The sequence below is a fragment of the Lutimonas saemankumensis genome, from assembly GCF_020171465.1.
In the GTDB taxonomy this organism is placed as follows: Bacteria; Bacteroidota; Bacteroidia; order Flavobacteriales; family Flavobacteriaceae; genus Lutimonas; species Lutimonas saemankumensis.
On record NZ_JAIUZR010000003.1, the window covers coordinates 632,859 to 651,705 of the forward strand.

Here is an 18,847-nt window from a genome sequence, read left to right on the forward strand (position 1 = left end):
TTAGTTTCCTTCTTCGATCAGGTCCAATTCCACTTTGAGGTTGTTTATGATGAATTTCTGACGTTCGGGAGTGTTTTTGCCCATATAAAATTCAAGTAGTTTTTCAACTGAAGTCTCCTTATTGAGCATCACCGGATCCAGCCGTATGTCCTTTCCTATAAAATGAACAAATTCATTGGGAGAAATTTCTCCCAGCCCTTTAAATCGGGTTACCTCAGGCTTGCCTCGAAGTTTTTTGCTGGCTTCCTGCTTCTCCTTTTCCGAATAACAGTAAAAGGTTTCCTTTTTATCCCTTACCCTGAACAACGGTGTTTCCAGAATATACAAATGCCCCTCCTTGATTACCTCAGGGAAAAACTGAAGAAAGAAAGTGATCAGTAGCAAACGAATATGCATACCATCAACATCGGCATCAGTGGCGATGACGATATTGTTGTATCTAAGGTTTTCAATGCCATCTTCAATGTTCAACGCAGCCTGAAGCAGGTTGAATTCTTCGTTTTCATAAACTATTTTTTTGCTGAGGCCATAGGAGTTAAGGGGCTTTCCTTTAAGGCTGAATACAGCCTGGGTATTCACATCTCTTGACTTGGTTATGGATCCGCTGGCCGAATCACCCTCTGTTATGAACAGGGTGCTGTCCAGCCTGTCATTTTTCTTCATGTCGCTCAGGTGAATCCTGCAATCGCGTAACTTTTTGTTATGCAGGCTGGCCTTTTTGGCTCTTTCCCTGGCAATCTTTCGAATACCCGACAATTCTTTTCTTTCCTTTTCTGCCTGGATTATTTTTTTATGGATCTTTTCAGCCGTTTCCGGATTTCTATGCAGATAATTATCAAGCCTTCTTTTTACAAAATCATTGATAAAGGTCCTTACCGTGGGCAGGTCAGCACCCATTTCGGTAGAACCCAGTTTGGTCTTGGTCTGACTTTCAAATACAGGTTCCATAACCTTAATGCTGATGGCACAAACAATAGATTTCCGAATATCAGAGGCATCAAAATTCTTTCCGAAGAACTCACGAATTGTCTTTACAATTGCCTCTCTGAATGCATTTTGATGGGTTCCTCCCTGTGTGGTATGCTGTCCATTCACAAAAGAATGGTATTCTTCACTATACTGAGATTTGCTGTAGGTAAGTGCCACTTCAATGTCATCTTCCATCAGATGAACAATGGGGAAAAGCTTGGACTCTTCGGCAATATTTTCATTCAACAGGTCTTTTAACCCGTTTTCAGAACGGTATTTCTCCCCGTTGAAAATTATGGTAAGGCCCGTATTCAGGTAAACATAATTTTTGATCATCTTTACCACGTACTCATTTCTGAACTTGTAATGAGGGAATATTTTTAAATCGGGGATAAAAGAAACTTTGGTTCCTTTTCTTAGTGAAGAAGTCTCTTCAGGGAGGTTGTTTACGAGAATGCCTTTTTCAAATTCAGCTATTTTGGTTTGATTGTCACGTACCGATTGCACCCTGAAATGAGAAGAAAGAGCGTTGACTGCTTTTGTACCAACCCCATTGAGCCCTACAGATTTCTTAAACGCCTTGGAGTCATACTTTCCTCCCGTATTCATTTTGGAAACCACATCAACCACTTTCCCCAAAGGGATGCCCCTGCCATAATCTCTGATCGTAACCTGATTGTTTTTTACCGAGATTTCTATGGTTTTTCCGGCTCCCATGACATATTCATCAATGGAGTTGTCCAGTACCTCTTTGATCAGTATGTAAATTCCGTCATCAGGTGCAGAACCATCTCCCAATTTTCCAATATACATTCCCGGGCGCATTCTGATATGCTCCTTCCAGTCTAACGAGCGAATATTCTCTTCTGTATATGAAGTATGGCTTGACATTAAGTTCTTGGATTAAGTAGCTGTGCTAATGTAGTAATTAGGCTCCTAAAATGAAATAGTAGCTCAAATATTTATTAACAGAGTAATTAAAAGTTGGTTTGTCCATTTAATTGTTATTTTTACTCCTGTTAATCTGATAAGCTAAAATGAAAAAGCACATACCTAACCTTTTCACTTTATTGAATTTACTTTCAGGAATGATCGCTGTTCTGATGGCTGCCACAGATGAACTTGTCTTTGCTGCCTATTTTGTATTTCTGGGAATATTCTTTGATTTTTTTGATGGATTTTTTGCCAGGAAATTCAAAGTGGAAGGAGAATTGGGTAAACAACTGGATTCTTTAGCCGATGTGGTGACCTCCGGCGTGGTCCCAGGGATTGTAATGTTTCAAATGATGCTTTATGCCTCGAAGCAGCGTTGGTTTATGGAATTGAGTTGCGAGGTAGGAAACTGGACAGCATATCAGGAAACCTATTATTATTTCCTCCCTTTTACCGGGTTATTCATAACGCTTGCAGCTGCTTACAGACTGGCAAATTTCAATATTGATGAAAGGCAGACCTCATCATTTATAGGGCTTCCAACACCAGCTTTTTCAATTTTTGTCATGTCTCTTCCATTGATCTTATTTTACGGGGAAAGCCAGTTTTTTATTGATCTGGTTCAAAATATTTATGTCTTAATTGGGTTGACAATAGCCGGTTGCTATTTTATGAATGCAGAAATTCCTCTGTTTTCTCTGAAATTCAAAGATTATGCCTGGAAAGGAAATGAGATCAAATTCCTGTTTCTGGCGGCTACATTTGTTTTGCTTTTCACTTTGAAAACTGTGGCCATTCCGTTGGTGATCATCTTTTACATTATTTTATCTGTAATAGATAACCTTATAAAAAAACAAGGGGAAAAATAAATTAACCCCTTGTTATTCTGAATATTAACAAATATTAATTACTCCTTTGGTTTAAAAGAAAAATGTTGTCCTCCAATTGATGCTTCAAACATTAATCCACCACTGGTTTGGGTAAAAATGGCCATTCCATCTTTCCAGTTTACGTCTACAGAAGCTCCTTCTGTAATGGCCACTGCCGAGGCCTGGCCGTCAAATTTGACTTTTTCGTTGGTAAACCTGTCATAGGCTTTTTTGTTTTCGAAAAAGATAACTTCCTTGTATTGCTGGCCACCTAATTGAAACCCTATGGTAGCCTGACTTAGAGAGGATTGTCCCATTGGAGTACCTCCTTTAAAAACAACTCCTTTGCCACCGGCACCCCCTATACCAATGGCTCCCTTGGTAACTTTAGGAAAAACCGCATAGCCATAGGCTTTGTCTTTATAGGATTGGAGTTTCGGTTGTTTTTCAATCATTTCATCCAGTGCTTTGTTAGAATCTTCTACCAGATCGGGTTTCCAGCCTCCAACTTGTGAAACGGCTGTAAATGAGGTCAAAATAGCACAAAATACTAGTAGTATTGTTAGTTTTTTAAGCGTGGTTGTTTTCATACAATTCCAGAATTTAATATTAAAACTCAAAAATAATCAATTTGAGATCACGGTCCTTCATCTACAGAAAAGAAATGGAAAATTTTGATCTAAATACAATTTATTGCTGTTTTTTCAGTTATTCTCATAGTTATCATATAATGATTTAATCTTCTCCCTGTTTTGTCATTATTTATTAAGACGTTATCGTTTAAATTAAATAAATGCTATGCAAACAGTATATCAAACCAAAAATTTAAGGCTTTTATTTTTTGCTTTTATCATGACGGGCTTTTTTGTTCAGGCCCAGACCACAGTTCCATTTACCAAAAGGTATGAAACGGCTGGTATCAATGGAGATTTAACCATTATCGGGAATATGATCTTGGGTGAATCCGTTGATACTCCTTACAATGGTGATGGTCAAAATAACACTATTGATATGGTTTTTATCGATATTGATGGTGATGATTCTACTTTTAATTCAAGCAGTGCCAGATTTACAACAAGTAACTGTAACAGAATAGTTTATGCAGGCCTTTACTGGGGAGCAGTTTTATCCCCTGAGGAATTAGAACCTACTAAAGTTAAATTTAAAACTCCAGGAAATCCCTACATTGACATTGAAGCCGACGAACAGCTTGACTGGATTTATTATAAAGATGTTACGGACATTGTTACTTCAAGTGGAAACATTATTGGAGATTACTATGTAGCCAATGTAAGTACCTCTCAAGGATTTAACTCTTCAGCAGGATGGTCAATGGTTATTGTTTATGAGGATCCTACCGAATCCCGAAAGTACATTTCAACATTTGACGGATTTTCAGCGGTTTCTCGGTCTCCTAACGATGTAGTAGATTTTAATTATTCTGGTTTTACCACACCTCCTTCAGGACCTGTGGAAGGTAGAGTGGGTATTGTAGCATTGGAAGGTGACCAAACGAGAGTTGGGGATCAACTCTTATTTAAATCAGATTCAAATCCGGATTTTACGGCTTTATACGATAATGAAAACGAGGTAGATAATTTTTTTAACGGAAAAATTACAAAAGATGGGGTTCAGGTATTGGATCGGAACCTGAACAGCACAAATACATTGGGTTGGGATCAAAAGCTTTTAAATTTAGCTGATATCAATCAGAACAATAGTTTGATCGGAAATAATGAAACCGGAGCCACAGTCAGAGTATCAAGTAATAATGGAACTGACTGGATTTATTCTTTCCTAAACACCTTTGCGATAAATATTATCGAGCCTAACCTTCAGGTCGTAACAAGTGTTGAGGACACTTCTAACAATCAAATTACTCATCAGTCTCCCGTACCACTTGGATCAACCGTATGGTACAATATTGATTTTAGAAATATCGGAACCGATAACGCTCAGAATACATATATCCTTAATTCATTGCCTATCAATGTGACTCTTGATGAGAATTCTATGGAGTTACCGGATGGTGTGAGTTACACATTTAACGAGGCTACGCGCGAACTGAGGTTTGAAATTGATGATTCTCTGGTTGAGAGAAAATCATTATCCACAAATCACAGTATTCGTTATCAGGTTACAGCATCGAATGAATGTTTTGATTATTCAGATGCCTGTACAAACCTTTTGGAAAACAGCATCATTTCATATTATGACGGAGAAACCTCGGGTCAGAATGTTTCAGGACAACCCGGATTGAACGGAATCAATGGTTGCGGGCTCGGAAGTGTGGGTTCCATGGATCTGTTTGTTGATACCAGTTCATGTTCTTTTGATAGTGAGCTGTTCTTTTGTAACAATACTTTGACCTTTTCAGGTGATGACGGATATGATACCTACATCTGGACAGACGAGAACGGAAATACGATTGGTAACACAAAAGAAATCACCGTAACAGGTGCCGGAGTTTATACAGCTACTCAAAGAAGAACAGGATGTACGGAGACTATACGAGTAGTAACAGTTTTGGGGCTAGATGTAGAATTAACTCCTTCAGATGCTTTATGTAAAGACAGCAGTAACGGTACTGTAGAAATAAAAATCAATGATGTTTCTGATTCATATAACTTTGAATTACTTCAGAACGGATCCGTTATCAATTCAATTGTTAAAACCAATGACAGCCATACGTTTAATAATCTGGATATTGGGAATTATCAGGTTCGATCCACAAATGCCGACGGATGCTTTGACATAAGTGAGTTTTCGATTAGCGAACCTACCTTACTCACCTCGACATCGGCCAAATTGTATAATATAACCATTTGTAACGGCGAAATAATGAACGGAAGTCTGGAAACTTCGGCTTCTGGAGGTACTCCTCCGTATCAGTACAGTATTGATGGCGGGGCAAACTATCAGGATGAGACTCAGTTTTTTGTAAGTAATGAGCAGTCCTATCAAATAACTACCCGAGATGCAAACGGATGTACTTCGGTGAGTACGGTGGAAGTTGGATTTGACCAGGAGATCGAATATACGATTTCTCAGGAAGATGTGATCTGTGTTGGTGAAAAAGACGGAAGGATTAGTATTGATCTTGGCAATGATCAGGGTTATGAGGTAACCTACAGTATGGACGGAACCAATTTTAGAGCAAACCCTGATTTCACGGGCCTTGAAAAAGGAATCTATGATATCTGGATCAAAAAAGAGAATGGTGTTCATTCATGTGTATCCCAGAAATCCATCGAACTGGAGCAACTGGTATATCTTGAGTTAAAAGCTGAAACTGATTTCTCATGCCAGGGGGCAAGTAATATCATTATTGCTTCGGTGGATCCTATTTATGAGGGTGAAGTGAGTTATACCCTTGATGGTTCTCTTACCCAGGATTCAGGAATCTTTGAAAATGTATCAAAAGGCAAGCATACGGTAACCGTTGCCCATAAGGAGTATGGATGTACAGACGCTCCAATTGAAGTGGTTATAGAGGAGTATGTTCCTATCACCTTTAATGTGGTTCCCACGGATATCAATGTCTATGAGATCGTTGCAAACGGAGGTATACCTGATTATGAATACAGTATTGATTCCGATGATGATTTCGGTTCGACCAATGTGCTGAACCTAAACGAAACAAGAGAATCACGTGATTACAAATTCTATGTAAAAGATCAAAGAGGCTGTATCATAGAAAAAACGGTATTTCTGGAGTTTCTTGATATAGAAATCCCTGACTTTTTTACACCTCAGGGGGATGGGATCAATGATACCTGGTATCCAATTAATATCGAAATATATCCAAAAATCACTGTCAAGATCTTTGACAGGTATCAGCGGCTTATTGCGAGCTATGAAGGGAATACCAGCAGCTGGGATGGAAACTATAAAAGTAAGCCGCTACCAAGTGGTGATTACTGGTACGTGGTTCGACTCAACGAATCTTCAGACAATAGAGAATTTAAAGGGAATTTCAGCTTAGTTAGATAGAAAATCATGAAAAAAGTAATAATCGTCATACTATTTTTTGTAACGGCATATTCAAGTGCCCAGGAGTTCAAACTCACTCCGTTTACGCAATATTTGGTTGAAAATCCTTTCCTGATCAATCCGGCTTATGCAGGTGACAGCGAAATGAATCGATTAAGATTAACCAGTGCCTTTCAGTGGGTAGGCCTGAGTGGTGCTCCAAATACGCAGACTTTATCCTATGATGCCCACCTTTGGGAGCGCTCAGGAGTTGGAGGGGTTATTTATCTTGATAAAAATGGTAACACCTCTCAGATAGGAGGGCAATTGTCATTTGCGCACCATTTGACGATTAATTCTTCAAATGAACAGTATATTTCATTTGGGCTTTCCTATAAGTTTACACAGTTTAAGATAGATGTTTCGGATTTTGACAACCCAAATGATGACCCGAATATAGGGGCCGATATTTCATCGCATAATTCAAATTTTGATGCTGGGTTCTTATATAAGGTTGAACGTTTCTTTTTCAGTTTTAACGCGGCGAATATATTGAATAAGAATGTAAAGGTCTTTGACGAATCGGAACCTAAAAAGCTGAGAAACTATTATATCTATACCGGATATACATTTGAGTTTGATGAAGGAATCTGGGAACTTGAGCCATCCTTGTACTTTAAATATTTTGAAAGTGATGCCAGATCGATCACTGACATTAACATAAAAGGTAAAAGAATTACGGATGATGGTTATTACTGGGCAGGTTTTAGTACGAGGTTCCTTAATGATCAAAGCTTTGAGCCTCTGGCAATTGTACCCCTTTTAGGACTAAAAAAGAAAGATTTTTACGTAGGATATGCATTTCAATACAATATTAATGAAGCAAATGAGTTAAATCATGGAGGGACTCATATGTTGACGCTGGGATATGATTTTGAATCGAGAAGAGGGAGTCCACGCTGGTAATGCTTGAAGAAAGAAATTAAATAGGAATAATAAATTGCTGAATTATGAAAAAGGTACAAATAATCCTGTTATTGATGTTGTTCGTAATTTTAAGTTTTTCAACTTTTGGTTGATCAGCTTTTTTAAACAGATCATAAACTCCCCACTGTAACCAAAGTTTAACAATTAAAGAAAAAACATCTTATGAAAGGTTTTAAAATTATTATTATGCTTTTTGTTTTTGCACTTTTCAGTGCACAGGGAAGTTATGCGCAGGAGAAAAAGGAGTTAAAAAAAGAAGTTTACAAAACCACCAAAGAAAAAACACCGGTAAAAGTAAAGGAATCTTTAAAGGACTATTCAAACTACAAGATTGCAAATGAAGTGACCTATGTGCATAAAAAAGATCTTAAGGTTTACAAATTCAAAGTAGAAAAAGGATCCTGGTCTCATTATCTGTTGATCAATGAGAAAGGAAAAATCATAGGAATAGAAACAGGTGAACATTAAAGCTTAAAGTCATCTGGAAAAATTTTTTATAAATTTTTCAGATTTGTTTGTATGTATGCCCTGCTACTTAACGTAGCAGGGTTTTTTTTTACAAACAATCAAGAGTAGCTCTGATTTGAGAATTACTTTAATTTGAGTTTCTTCTTTCTCTCTTTAAGTTCAAAAGTCTCTCCCAGGTATACTTTCCTGACCAATTCATCATCGGCAAGTTCTTTAGGGGTACCTTCCTTTAGAATTCCTCCTTCGAACATCAGATAAGTTTTATCCGTAATGGCAAGCGTAGCCTGTACATCATGATCCGTGATCAGAATTCCAATATTTCGATCTTTTAAATGGGCCACAATACTTTGAATGTCCTCTACGGCAATCGGATCCACTCCGGCAAAGGGTTCGTCTAAAAGTATGAATTTGGGGTCTGAAGCCAGTGCCCTGGCTATCTCAGTCCTTCTTCTTTCTCCACCTGAAAGAAGGTCCCCTCTGTTCTTGCGAACATGCCCCAGGCTAAACTCGTCGATAAGAAGTTCAAGTTTCTTTTTTTGTTCTGATTTGCTAAGATCAGTAAACTGAAGTACCGACATGATATTATCTTCCACTGAAAGTTTTCTGAATACTGAAGCTTCCTGGGCGAGATAACCTATGCCTTTTTGTGCTCTTTTATACATAGAATCATGAGTGATTTCTATATCATCCAGGTAAATACGTCCCTCGTTCGGTTTGATCATTCCCACGATCATGTAAAAGGAGGTGGTTTTACCCGCCCCGTTAGGTCCAAGTAATCCAATGATCTCACCCTGCTCAACCTGAAGTGAAATATTTTTGACAACCTTGCGGTTGCCATACATTTTCATAATATTATCTGCTCTTAGGATCATATTGATTCAATTCTATTTATACTTGTCATAAAGCCCTTTACCTTCTTTGATCATCGGGGTAATTTTAAGAAGCCTGTCAGATTTGGTTTTCTCTCTTTTTGCTTCAGAAATATAATTAGCATATTCCTTTCGACGTCCAGGAGTAAGGGATTGAAAACAATTATTTAATTCATTGTCATTTTTGAGCCATTCTTTTAGCTCACCCGGAAGATTTATCTCTTTGACCGCCTTTCTGATTTTTACTGACCTTCCGGCCTTTTGATTTTCGATAGTTTCTTCAAGATACTGATCAAGAATGTCCTCATCTATTTCTTCAAGGGATTTAAAATGAATCTGCCTCATCCCTTTTGTTTTGCCTTCCTGGGCATTATGCAGTACCTGCTCTTTATCCTTTAGCAAAGCGCCTTGAAAAAACCATAAACCCACATGATTTTTGAAACCACCAATTCCAACCAGGTTCTTTTTTCCGTATACATAAGTAGGAATTCCCCATTTCAGTGTTTCTTCAAACGGATGCTTAGAGATAATTCGTCGCAATTCGTTTAGGATCTCTTCAAACTTTTGATGTTCGGAAATATACTTTTGTATTTTATCCTCAAGGCTCATTTTATTTTTTCACCAGGTTTTTCTCGGCTTCCTTCTCTTGTTTTTTAATGATAAATTTAGAGATTTTTATGCTGACCTCATAAAGAATGATCATGGGTATGGCCACAATGATCTGGCTAATGATATCCGGAGGGGTAATTACTGCGGCAAGAATTAAAACGAGAACCAGCGCATATTTTCTGTAGGTTCTCAGAAATTCAGGGGTAACAAGTCCCATTTTTGTCAAAAAATAGATGATGACCGGAAGTTCAAAGATAAATCCGGCAGAAAGGCAGGAAGCCTTAAGCAAGCCCGTGTAAGAACTCAGGTCAAAATTATTTCGCACTTCCTCGGCAACACTGTAACTACCCAGAAAATTGATGGATAAAGGAGTAATTACATAATATCCAAATAATATCCCTAAGAAGAAAAGAAAGGAAGTGATAATGATAAAGCTTTTCGCATTCTTCTTTTCGTTTTCATATAAGGCTGGCTTGATAAATTTCCAAACCTCCCAAATGATGTATGGGAAGGCCATGACAAATCCAAAGGCTATAGAAGTCCAGATATGTGCCGAAAACTGACCGGCCATTGTTCTACTTTGGACAATAAATGGAATCTCGTCGATACACAATCCTTCCGTCCCAAAACTTTTCGAGACTGAACATAAAAACCTGTATGTAAAAAACTGAGGATCCTTAGGGTAGAGTAGAATTGAATTAAAAATAAAATCCTTCATCATAAAGGCAATCATTCCAAAAGCCAGAATGGCCAAAGAAGATCTTACAAGCGTCCATCTTAATACTTCAAGATGGCCCAGAAAAGACATTTCTTCAGATTGTTCGCTCATAGTTCATAGGTTCCGCACCAACAATTAGTGCCTGGATTTTGTTATTAGATAATTCCTTCTTTTAGCAGATCATGAAAATGCACCACCCCGGCATATTTTCCATCTCGGGTCACCAGTACCTGTGTGATATTATTTTTTTGCATGATGTCAAGCGCATTAACAGCCATTGTGTCGGAGCTTACACTGATCGGGTCAATACTCATGATATCCTGTGCCCTTAAAGAACTTATATCAGTTGATTTCTCAAGCATTCTACGAATATCTCCATCGGTAATAATACCCGCAATTTCATTATTGTCAGTTACCGCAGTTGTTCCCAGTCGTTTTTTTGAAATCTCCACGATTACGTCCTTAATGGGAGTGATTTTATCAACTTCAGGAGCTTCATTCTTTTCGGCAATCTCGCTAACCCTCAGGTATAGTTTTTTTCCCAGGGTACCCCCGGGATGATACCGGGCAAAATCTTTGCTCGAAAAGTCCTTCAGATTTAAGAGGCATATGGCCAGGGCATCCCCAATTACAAGTTGGGCCGTTGTACTTGTTGTCGGTGCAAGATTATTGGGACAAGCCTCCTTTTCTACATACGAGCTTATGGTATAATCAGCATGTTCTCCCAGGAAGGAGGTTTCATTGCCCGTAATGGCTATGATCTTGTTGCCATAATTTTTTATCAGAGGCAGCAGAACTTTAATTTCAGGTGTGTTGCCGCTCTTTGAAATACAGATGACCACATCGTTTTTCTGAATATTTCCCAGGTCCCCATGAATGGCATCCGCAGCATGCATAAAGACAGCAGGAGTTCCCGTAGAATTCATTGTGGCCACAATTTTTGATGCTATGTTGGCACTTTTTCCAATACCTGTAACAATTACCCTGCCTTTCGAATTGTAAATACACATAACGGCATTTTCAAAATCCTCTGAAACCAGATCAGCAAGCTGTTTGATCGCATCAGCCTCTATCAGAATTGTCTCTTTGGCGGTCTGCAAAATGTTTTTATTCTTAATCAATATTTTGTATTTATTTTTTAAAAATAATATGTTATATTTATGGTATGATGAATTTAATTCATGAAAATAAGAATTAAATTCAATCAATTCCCCCTCGCAATTATTGCTGCTAAAGATGCAAAAATATTCAAAAATAGATTAATAAGAGGATGAAAGTGACAAAAATTAACTTACAGGAATATTTGAAAAAATATTTTGGATTCAGTAAGTTTAAAGGTTTACAGGAGGATGCTATAGAATGTTTGATTGAAGGTCACAATACTTTTGTGGTCATGCCTACCGGAGGCGGAAAATCTTTGATTTATCAGTTACCAGCACTTATATTGGACGGAACGGCAGTTGTTGTGTCTCCCTTAATTGCCTTGATGAAGAATCAGGTGGATGCAATACGCGGTATTTCTGCGGAACAGGGGATAGCCCATGTTTTGAATTCTTCTTTGAACAAGGGTGAGGTGGCAAGAGTAAAAAGTGATATCGAAAACGGGATTACCAAACTTTTATATGTTGCCCCTGAATCACTTACCAAAGAAGAAAACATAGAATTTCTCAAAAAGCAGAAAATTACTTTTTTTGCCATTGATGAGGCACATTGTATATCCGAGTGGGGCCATGATTTCAGGCCCGAATACAGGAACCTTAAAAACATTATTTATAAAATTGGTAATTTCCCTATTGTTGGATTGACCGCAACGGCCACGCAAAAGGTCCAGGATGATATTTTAAAGAATCTCGGTATTCCTGATGCCAAAACTTTTAAGGCATCGTTTAACAGGTCCAATCTCTTTTACGATGTAAGGCCCAAAACAGCTGAAGTTGAAAAAGATATTATCAGATTTATACGTAATTATAGCGGTAAATCAGGAATCATCTATTGCCTTAGCCGAAAGAAAGTGGAGGAAATTGCGCAGGTACTTCAGGTAAATGGAGTAAAAGCCGTGCCATATCATGCAGGGCTGGATGCAAAGACCAGAGCCAGGCACCAGGATATGTTCCTGATGGAGGAGGTTGACGTGGTTGTGGCAACCATAGCCTTTGGTATGGGAATTGACAAACCGGATGTAAGGTTCGTTATACATCACGATATTCCCAAAAGCCTGGAAAGTTATTATCAGGAAACCGGACGAGCAGGCAGGGATGGAGGAGAAGGATACTGTCTTGCATATTATTCCTACAAGGATATTGAAAAACTTGAAAAGTTTTTATCCGGTAAGCCCGTTGCTGAACAGGAAATTGGCAATGCATTGCTTCAGGAAGTGGTAGCTTATTGCGAAACTTCCATGTCGAGAAGAAAATTCCTGTTACATTATTTTGGTGAGGAATTTGATGAAGTGAATGGCGAAGGTGCCGATATGGATGATAACGTCAGAAACCCGAAAAAGAGGGTTGAAGCCCGGGATGAAGTTAAAATTCTTCTTGAGGTTGTAGAAAAAACAAAGGAAGAATACCGATCCAAAGAAATTATTAACACCCTGATTGGCAAGGAGAATGCCTTGCTGATCTCTCATAAAACCCATCAGCAGTCAATTTTTGGGATTGGCAAGGATAAAAATGACAAACACTGGATGGCATTGATCAGGCAATCTATAGTTGCCGGCTTACTGAAGAAAGAGATTGAACAATACGGAGTTTTAAAACTGACGGCCAAAGGAAAAGAATTTGCTAAAAATCCTACCTCATTTATGATGACAGAGGACCATGTCTATGACAAGGAAAGTGATGCCGGTATAGTTACCAATTCAAAAGGGTCAGGAGCTGTAGTTGATGATCAATTGATGGGGATGTTAAAGGACCTTAGAAAGAAGGTTGCAAAGAAATTGGGAGTTCCGCCTTTTGTAGTGTTCCAGGACCCGTCATTAGAGGATATGACCTTGAAATATCCGACAAGCCTGAAAGAACTGGAGAATGTTCATGGCGTTGGAGAAGGGAAGGCCAGAAAATATGGAAAAAGCTTTGTTGAATTAATTGATAAATATGTTGAAGAAAATGATATTGTTCGTCCCGATGATCTCATCGTGAAGGGAACCGGGGTTAATTCCGGATTGAAGCTTTATATCATACAGAATACGGATAAGAAATTGCCCTTGGAAGATATTGCTAAATCGAAAGGCCTTGAGATGCCGGAGCTGGTCAAAGTTATGGAACAGATAATATATTCCGGGACAAAGATAAACATTGACTACTGCCTCGATGATCTTCTTGATGAAGACCAGCAGGAAGAGATTATGGATTATTTCATGGAGGCTGAAAGCGACAGGATCCAGCTGGCCTTAGATGAGTTTGATGGAGATTATGACGACGAAGAATTGAGGTTAATGCGAATCAAATTTATAAGTGAAGTAGCCAATTAAAATTTAAAAACTGCCCAAGAAAAAGTTTATGTCCCATACCCAAGAAAACCCAGGAAAAAAGAATACAAAAAAGAAAAAGATCACCACCAGATTTTATGAAGAAGAGCTCGAGAGACTCCAGATTGAACTTGTAAAACTTCAGGACTGGATTCAGCATAAAGGGCTCAAAGTTGTCGTCATTTTTGAAGGAAGAGATGCCGCAGGTAAAGGAGGTGTGATAAAAAGAATATCACAGAGCCTGAATCCAAGGGTGTGTAAGATTGTAGCCTTAGGGACTCCGTCCAGCCGGGAAAAAAGTCAGTGGTATTTTCAACGCTATGTTCCCCATTTACCAAGTGCAGGCGAGATGATCTTATTTGATCGAAGCTGGTACAACAGAGCGGGTGTCGAACATGTCATGGGTTTTTGCACACCTCAGGAATACGATGAATTTATGAGAACCTGCCCTGAATTTGAAAGAATGCTGATAAGGTCAGGTATCATCTTATTAAAATATTGGTTTTCTGTTTCTGATGAGGAGCAGGAGAGAAGGTTTAAATCGCGTATCAATGACCCCATGAAAGGCTGGAAATTGAGCCCGATGGATTTGAAATCCAGAGAGCACTGGATCGAGTACAGTATGGCAAAAGATGCTATGTTTAAATTTACGGACACCAAACAGTCACCGTGGTATGTAGTTCCGGCAGATAATAAAAAAAGTGCCAGATTGAATTGTATCAGCCATATTCTAAGCAGCATTGAATACCATAAAGTTGAACGTGAAAAAATCGTGTTGCCTCCCAGAAAAGATGATAAAGGCTATATCAGATCTCCATTTTCAAATCAGACTATAGTACCTCAAATTTACTGATCAGACTCCAAGAAATGCCACGGTAAATCCAATCAGGATTACTATGAATTTTTTCAAATTGAATTTGTGATTTTCAGAACTTTCAAACAAAATTGCTGTTGAGATGTGCAGAAATACCCCAATGATAATGGCGTTGATCTGATCCGCAAACTGGTGAACATAGGGGAAAGAATTCGATATCCAGCTGCCTAAAGGGCTCATGATGGCAAAAAGGAAAAGAATAAGAAATACCTGCATGGCAGATAGAGATGATTTTTTTAAGAAAAATGCCAGTATGATTGCCACGGGTAATTTGTGAATCATAATGGCGTACAACAGATTGAGGTTTTCATCAATTCCTAGAGGCATCCCTTCCAGAAATGCGTGAAGACTCAAGCTAATCACCAGAAGCCATGGAATATTTGATTCAAAATCATTTCCGTGAACATGACCGTGTTCTGCACCTTTGGACAGGTATTCCAGGCCCGTCTGTATAACAATTCCCAATAAAATGAATAAACCCATGTATTCTTCACCCTTTGAAAATACTTCGGGCAAAAGGTGCAAGACAGTTACTGACAGCAGGTAGGCCCCGCTAAATGACAATAACAACTGAAGGTGCTTTGAATTGGGTTTGATGAACTGGATCAACAAAAATCCAATAAGCACAGGTAAGATGAGTGAGATATATATCATTTCATCACAAGTATTAATCTGTCTGAAAGTTTTTCATCAAATGAATTCAATTCATAATCTCCAAAAACTTTTTCTATTTCAAGTCCTGCGGTTTTCGCAAAAATTTTCATTTTATCCAGGTCCAATGCCTGTACTTTTTCCATAAAATAGTGGGTCCTACCCTCAAAGTTAACTTCAATTTTCTTGATTATGAAATTCTCAGAAATGTTTTTACTGATTTTAAACCGGACATTTTGTTTTACGATTTCTTGCTCAGGAACCAATTCATTTTTGGCCTTTGTTAGGTTTAGAAAATCGACGATGATGTGACCATTAGGCCTCAAAGCTTTTTTAAAGTTCTCCAATACCTTTATGTTCGTGGTTTCATTATTGAAATATCCAAAGCTTGTGAACAGATTAAATATGGCATGATACTTCCCGGAAAGAGGATTTCTCATGTCATGTATACTAAACCTTAAGCCTTGTTTTTCAAATTGTTTCGCATGCGCAATACTGTTTTCCGAAATATCTGCACCTGTTGTGTCAAACCCTATTTTATTCAAATACAGCGAATGCCTGCCTTTTCCACAAGGCAAATCAAGTACGGTGTCTCCACTTTTTAATTCGAGATAGTTGGTCAGATTACTCATAAAAACTCTGGCCTCATCATCATTACGATAATCGTATAAAATATGATAGAAGGAAGTGTCGAACCAATTTTCAAACCATTCTTTTTCTTTTTCCATGACTTTAAAAACACACAAAAATAGAAAATATTCGCATTCTGTATCCATACATTTAGTTTTTGTAAGAAATGTTTAAGGACTCCTATCTTTAATGTATTTTTGTCTTATGAATGAAAACTATGACATGCTGGCCAAATGTTTGTACGGATTTGAAGCCGTACTGGCCAGAGAATTACGACATCTTGGTGCTCAAAATGTAAAAGAAGGTGTTAGAAATGTTAAGTTCAAAGGGGACAAGGGCTTTATGTATAAGGCTAACCTGGCCCTTCGAACAGCAATTAGAATTCTTATTCCTATTGAAACCTTTACATTAAGAAATGAGGATGATCTCTACAATTATTTGTCCAAAGTTTCCTGGGAGAAATACCTGAATGAAACAGGTACGCTCGCCATACATTCATCAGTTAATTCTCAGATTTTTTCAAATTCACATTATGTTTCATTAAGGAGCAAAGATGCGATCGTTGATTATTTTAGGAGGAAATATCATAAAAGGCCAAGTATTGATATCAGGCACCCTGATGTTCAATTTGATATTCACATACAAAATAACACTTGTACGGTTTCACTGGACAGTTCAGGTGAGTCGCTTCACAAAAGAGGCTATCGAAGTGACACCAATATAGCCCCAATTAACGAAGTCCTGGCGGCAGGACTGATTTTGATGACGGGTTATGACGGTAGCCAGCATTTTATTGACCCCATGTGTGGCAGCGGGACCCTGCTGATTGAGGCAGCCATGATTGCCAATAATATTCCGGCCAATATTAACAGGCAGGAATTTGCTTTTGAGAAATGGCAGGATTTTGATGAAGACCTGTTTTCACTGATCCACGATGCTTTATTGAAGCGTATCAGAAACAATGAAAAAAAGATCATGGGATTTGACAAGGCTCCTTCGGCCGTTCGCAAGGCTCAGAACAATGTAAGCAATGCCTCTTTGGAGGAATTTATTACGATTGACAGAAAGAATTTTTTTGTTGAAGATTGCCCTGTTGAAGGAAATACCATTGTGTTGTTCAATCCACCATACGGAGAAAGGCTTACTGTAAATGTTCCGGTTTTTTACCGGGAAATAGGAGATACGCTGAAACAACATTACCCGGATACGAATGTTTGGCTGATCACCTCAGATTTTAATTCGGGCCTTAAAAATGTGGGTTTGAGAACTTCAAGAAAGATAAAAGTGTTCAATGGAAAACTTGAATGCAGGTTTGTGAAGTACGAAATGTATGCCGGTAGCAGAAAAGCAAAAAAACAACATGATCAGAATAGAGCGAATTGAGGTGGAGCAAACTTATCCGCTCAGAAAGGAGATTCTCAGAAAAGGAATGACCCTGAGTCATAAAATGCCCGGTGATGAAGATAAGTCGTCTCTGCATCTAGGACTGTTCTCAGATATGGAACTTGTCTGCGTTTGTAGTTTTATGAAAAACAGCAACAAAGAATTTTCCGGCTTCCAGTATCAGTTACGCGGAATGGCAACTTCTGAAAAGGCACAAGGACAGGGCCATGGTAAACTCATAATGAATGAAGCCGAAGAGATTCTTGAAAAGCAAGGAGTTGATTTAATTTGGTGCAATGCCAGAACCCGAGCTACAGGTTTTTATGAGAAATTAGGATATCAAAAGGCTGGAAACGAATTTCATGTCCCTCAGGTAGGCCCTCATTATGTCATGTTTAAAAAAATTCGTTAATCAACTATAAAAGAATATTTTGAGACCAAGATTGATCCATCTGGTATTTAGTGTTTTGCTTGCATGCAACGGATATGCATCAAATCTGAAAGTATCAGACACCCTACCAAAACCAGGAAAGATTTTGGATTCCATAGTATTGAGTGACAAACTAGACTGGTCCGTGAGGGCCGTGACAAATTTTAAGCAGCAACAGTTCAGACTTGGAAACGGAGAAAGCAAGCTAATTTACAGGCCGAACAATCCCTTTGGTATTGGTTTTGGTATCGCAAATCAAAAAATCGTTATCGATATCATATTTAATATCAAGGGAGGTGAAGAGGATCAGACCAACAAATTTGCGGCCGAAGGTTCGATATTGTTCAATAAGAATATGTTCAGTTTTATGCTTGAAAATGTTCATGGATATCAAGTTGAAAGCCTGCAGCATGATGAAGATATTTTTAGAGATGACATTTCAGCCTATTCATTAGGACTGGAATATTTAAGGATCCTTAGTAAGGAGAGTTTTACGGTGAGAGATATGAAATCCGGATCAACATCCAATCGAAGATCATTTCTCGCCTACGGCCTTGGTGGATTTATGATTTTGAGGGGCCTGCATGCGGATGGTTCAATTATTCCAGAAAAGGATCGGCCTTATTTTAACGATCAGGCTCAAATCTATGATCTGTCTACTTTTGGCGGAGGGATATTGGCCGGGGTTTCTTCTTATTTCAAGTTACCTGCCAATTTTTTCTTTACCATGTATGTGGCTCCAGGAATAGGATTGGAATACAAATATGTTAAAACGGAAACCGAAAATTACGTACCATCGGACCCTTTAATCTACAAGGCTACTATTTTTGGGGCTTTAGGATACAACAGGAAGAAATTTTACATACACGCTACATTTGGTTCTAATTGGTACTTAACCAGCATGGATCATGGAAACGACATCTTTTTAAGTGTTACCAAAGCAAAATTTATTGTAGGATACAGAATTGGCAACCTTTTTAAGAAAAAGTAAAGCTGTCAAGGAGCCCTTGATGGGGGTA

The 18,847-nt window shown here is 38.3% G+C and carries 17 protein-coding genes; 9 read left to right on the forward strand and 8 right to left on the reverse strand.

All coding sequences use genetic code 11. From position 1 onward, the window contains the following. Positions 1 to 1,860, reverse strand: coding sequence for a DNA topoisomerase IV subunit B (locus LCM02_RS04310; protein WP_224927095.1), 1,860 nt, complete (start codon positions 1,858 to 1,860; stop codon positions 1 to 3). A 146-nt stretch (positions 1,861 to 2,006) separates the two neighbouring features. Here LCM02_RS04310 and LCM02_RS04315 point away from each other — a divergent pair, with 146 nt between their 5' ends. Continuing rightward, on the forward strand, positions 2,007 to 2,771 hold the full coding sequence (locus LCM02_RS04315; RefSeq protein ID WP_224927096.1) for a CDP-alcohol phosphatidyltransferase family protein: 765 nt from the start codon (positions 2,007 to 2,009) through the stop codon (positions 2,769 to 2,771). A 38-nt stretch (positions 2,772 to 2,809) separates the two neighbouring features. On the opposite strand, the gene LCM02_RS04320 is transcribed toward LCM02_RS04315, so the two are convergent. Next, complete coding sequence (locus LCM02_RS04320) at positions 2,810 to 3,361, reverse strand: lipid-binding SYLF domain-containing protein (RefSeq protein ID WP_224927097.1); 552 nt, start codon at positions 3,359 to 3,361, stop codon at positions 2,810 to 2,812. Between the two features lie 208 nt (positions 3,362 to 3,569). Between LCM02_RS04320 and LCM02_RS04325 the strand changes: the two genes are divergently transcribed. From LCM02_RS04325 to LCM02_RS04335, 3 genes are all read left to right on the forward strand, one after another. Beyond that, the gene (locus LCM02_RS04325; protein ID WP_224927098.1) at positions 3,570 to 6,764 is read left to right on the forward strand and encodes a T9SS type B sorting domain-containing protein; all 3,195 of its coding nucleotides are present in this window, start codon (positions 3,570 to 3,572) and stop codon (positions 6,762 to 6,764) included. A gap of 6 nt (positions 6,765 to 6,770) precedes the next feature. After that, positions 6,771 to 7,709 (forward strand): PorP/SprF family type IX secretion system membrane protein, encoded by a 939-nt coding sequence (locus LCM02_RS04330; protein WP_224927099.1) that lies wholly within the window; start codon positions 6,771 to 6,773, stop codon positions 7,707 to 7,709. A 207-nt stretch (positions 7,710 to 7,916) separates the two neighbouring features. After that, positions 7,917 to 8,198, forward strand: coding sequence for a hypothetical protein (locus LCM02_RS04335; protein WP_224927100.1), 282 nt, complete (start codon positions 7,917 to 7,919; stop codon positions 8,196 to 8,198). A 122-nt stretch (positions 8,199 to 8,320) separates the two neighbouring features. Here the strand turns inward: LCM02_RS04335 and lptB are convergent, their stop codons facing one another. From lptB to LCM02_RS04355, 4 genes are read right to left on the reverse strand one after another with little or no spacing between them, the layout of a single operon-like run. Further along, complete coding sequence (gene lptB, locus LCM02_RS04340; RefSeq protein WP_224927101.1) at positions 8,321 to 9,070, reverse strand: LPS export ABC transporter ATP-binding protein; 750 nt, start codon at positions 9,068 to 9,070, stop codon at positions 8,321 to 8,323. A gap of 12 nt (positions 9,071 to 9,082) precedes the next feature. Beyond that, complete coding sequence (locus LCM02_RS04345; RefSeq protein ID WP_224927102.1) at positions 9,083 to 9,676, reverse strand: YdeI/OmpD-associated family protein; 594 nt, start codon at positions 9,674 to 9,676, stop codon at positions 9,083 to 9,085. 1 nt (position 9,677) lies between these two features. After that, a complete protein-coding gene (gene tatC / locus LCM02_RS04350; protein ID WP_224927103.1) occupies positions 9,678 to 10,505 on the reverse strand; it encodes a twin-arginine translocase subunit TatC in 828 nt (275 codons plus the stop codon). Positions 10,506 to 10,549: 44 nt separating this feature from the next. Next, positions 10,550 to 11,515, reverse strand: a complete 966-nt coding sequence (locus LCM02_RS04355; RefSeq protein ID WP_224927104.1) for a KpsF/GutQ family sugar-phosphate isomerase — start codon at positions 11,513 to 11,515, stop codon at positions 10,550 to 10,552. Positions 11,516 to 11,664: 149 nt separating this feature from the next. Here LCM02_RS04355 and recQ point away from each other — a divergent pair, with 149 nt between their 5' ends. Both recQ and ppk2 read left to right on the forward strand, forming a co-directional pair. Then, positions 11,665 to 13,863 carry a DNA helicase RecQ gene (recQ, locus tag LCM02_RS04360; RefSeq protein ID WP_224927105.1) on the forward strand — a complete coding sequence of 733 codons (2,199 nt, stop codon included), beginning with the start codon at positions 11,665 to 11,667 and terminating at the stop codon, positions 13,861 to 13,863. Positions 13,864 to 13,891: 28 nt separating this feature from the next. Further along, complete coding sequence (ppk2, locus tag LCM02_RS04365; protein WP_224927106.1) at positions 13,892 to 14,713, forward strand: polyphosphate kinase 2; 822 nt, start codon at positions 13,892 to 13,894, stop codon at positions 14,711 to 14,713. Here the strand turns inward: ppk2 and LCM02_RS04370 are convergent, their stop codons facing one another. Both LCM02_RS04370 and LCM02_RS04375 read right to left on the reverse strand, forming a co-directional pair. Then, entirely contained in the window at positions 14,714 to 15,388 is a 675-nt protein-coding gene (locus LCM02_RS04370) for a ZIP family metal transporter (protein WP_224927107.1), read from the reverse strand. Beyond that, the gene (locus tag LCM02_RS04375; RefSeq protein ID WP_224927108.1) at positions 15,385 to 16,161 is read right to left on the reverse strand and encodes an SAM-dependent methyltransferase; all 777 of its coding nucleotides are present in this window, start codon (positions 16,159 to 16,161) and stop codon (positions 15,385 to 15,387) included. Before LCM02_RS04375 ends, LCM02_RS04370 begins: the two co-directional genes overlap by 4 nt. Before the next feature lie 58 nt (positions 16,162 to 16,219). On the opposite strand from LCM02_RS04375, the gene LCM02_RS04380 reads away from it, so the two are divergent. Genes LCM02_RS04380 through LCM02_RS04390 form a run of 3 tightly spaced genes read left to right on the forward strand, consistent with a single transcriptional unit; the run spans position 16,220 to position 18,819 of the window. Further along, on the forward strand, positions 16,220 to 17,398 hold the full coding sequence (locus tag LCM02_RS04380) for a THUMP domain-containing class I SAM-dependent RNA methyltransferase (RefSeq protein ID WP_224927109.1): 1,179 nt from the start codon (positions 16,220 to 16,222) through the stop codon (positions 17,396 to 17,398). After that, a complete protein-coding gene (locus LCM02_RS04385) occupies positions 17,376 to 17,810 on the forward strand; it encodes a GNAT family N-acetyltransferase (protein ID WP_224927110.1) in 435 nt (144 codons plus the stop codon). The genes LCM02_RS04380 and LCM02_RS04385 overlap by 23 nt, the downstream gene beginning before the upstream one ends. A 19-nt stretch (positions 17,811 to 17,829) precedes the next feature. Further along, the gene (locus LCM02_RS04390; RefSeq protein WP_224927111.1) at positions 17,830 to 18,819 is read left to right on the forward strand and encodes a DUF4421 family protein; all 990 of its coding nucleotides are present in this window, start codon (positions 17,830 to 17,832) and stop codon (positions 18,817 to 18,819) included. Positions 18,820 to 18,847: the final 28 nt, after the last annotated feature.

Excerpts from the sequence above, each read along its gene's own strand:
- LCM02_RS04320 (WP_224927097.1), bottom strand. The coding sequence starts at position 3,361 with ATGAAAACAACCACGCTTAAAAAACTAACAATACTACTAGTATTTTGT.
- LCM02_RS04345 (WP_224927102.1), bottom strand. The coding sequence starts at position 9,676 with ATGAGCCTTGAGGATAAAATACAAAAGTATATTTCCGAACATCAAAAG.
- LCM02_RS04310 (WP_224927095.1), bottom strand. The coding sequence starts at position 1,860 with ATGTCAAGCCATACTTCATATACAGAAGAGAATATTCGCTCGTTAGAC.
- LCM02_RS04335 (WP_224927100.1), top strand. The coding sequence starts at position 7,917 with ATGCTTTTTGTTTTTGCACTTTTCAGTGCACAGGGAAGTTATGCGCAG.
- LCM02_RS04325 (WP_224927098.1), top strand. The coding sequence starts at position 3,570 with ATGCAAACAGTATATCAAACCAAAAATTTAAGGCTTTTATTTTTTGCT.
- recQ (WP_224927105.1), top strand. The coding sequence starts at position 11,665 with ATGAAAGTGACAAAAATTAACTTACAGGAATATTTGAAAAAATATTTT.
- ppk2 (WP_224927106.1), top strand. The coding sequence starts at position 13,892 with ATGTCCCATACCCAAGAAAACCCAGGAAAAAAGAATACAAAAAAGAAA.
- LCM02_RS04370 (WP_224927107.1), bottom strand. The coding sequence starts at position 15,388 with ATGATATATATCTCACTCATCTTACCTGTGCTTATTGGATTTTTGTTG.
- LCM02_RS04315 (WP_224927096.1), top strand. The coding sequence starts at position 2,007 with ATGAAAAAGCACATACCTAACCTTTTCACTTTATTGAATTTACTTTCA.
- LCM02_RS04375 (WP_224927108.1), bottom strand. The coding sequence starts at position 16,161 with ATGGATACAGAATGCGAATATTTTCTATTTTTGTGTGTTTTTAAAGTC.
- LCM02_RS04330 (WP_224927099.1), top strand. The coding sequence starts at position 6,771 with ATGAAAAAAGTAATAATCGTCATACTATTTTTTGTAACGGCATATTCA.
- tatC (WP_224927103.1), bottom strand. The coding sequence starts at position 10,505 with ATGAGCGAACAATCTGAAGAAATGTCTTTTCTGGGCCATCTTGAAGTA.
- LCM02_RS04385 (WP_224927110.1), top strand. The coding sequence starts at position 17,376 with ATGATCAGAATAGAGCGAATTGAGGTGGAGCAAACTTATCCGCTCAGA.
- lptB (WP_224927101.1), bottom strand. The coding sequence starts at position 9,070 with ATGATCCTAAGAGCAGATAATATTATGAAAATGTATGGCAACCGCAAG.
- LCM02_RS04380 (WP_224927109.1), top strand. The coding sequence starts at position 16,220 with ATGAATGAAAACTATGACATGCTGGCCAAATGTTTGTACGGATTTGAA.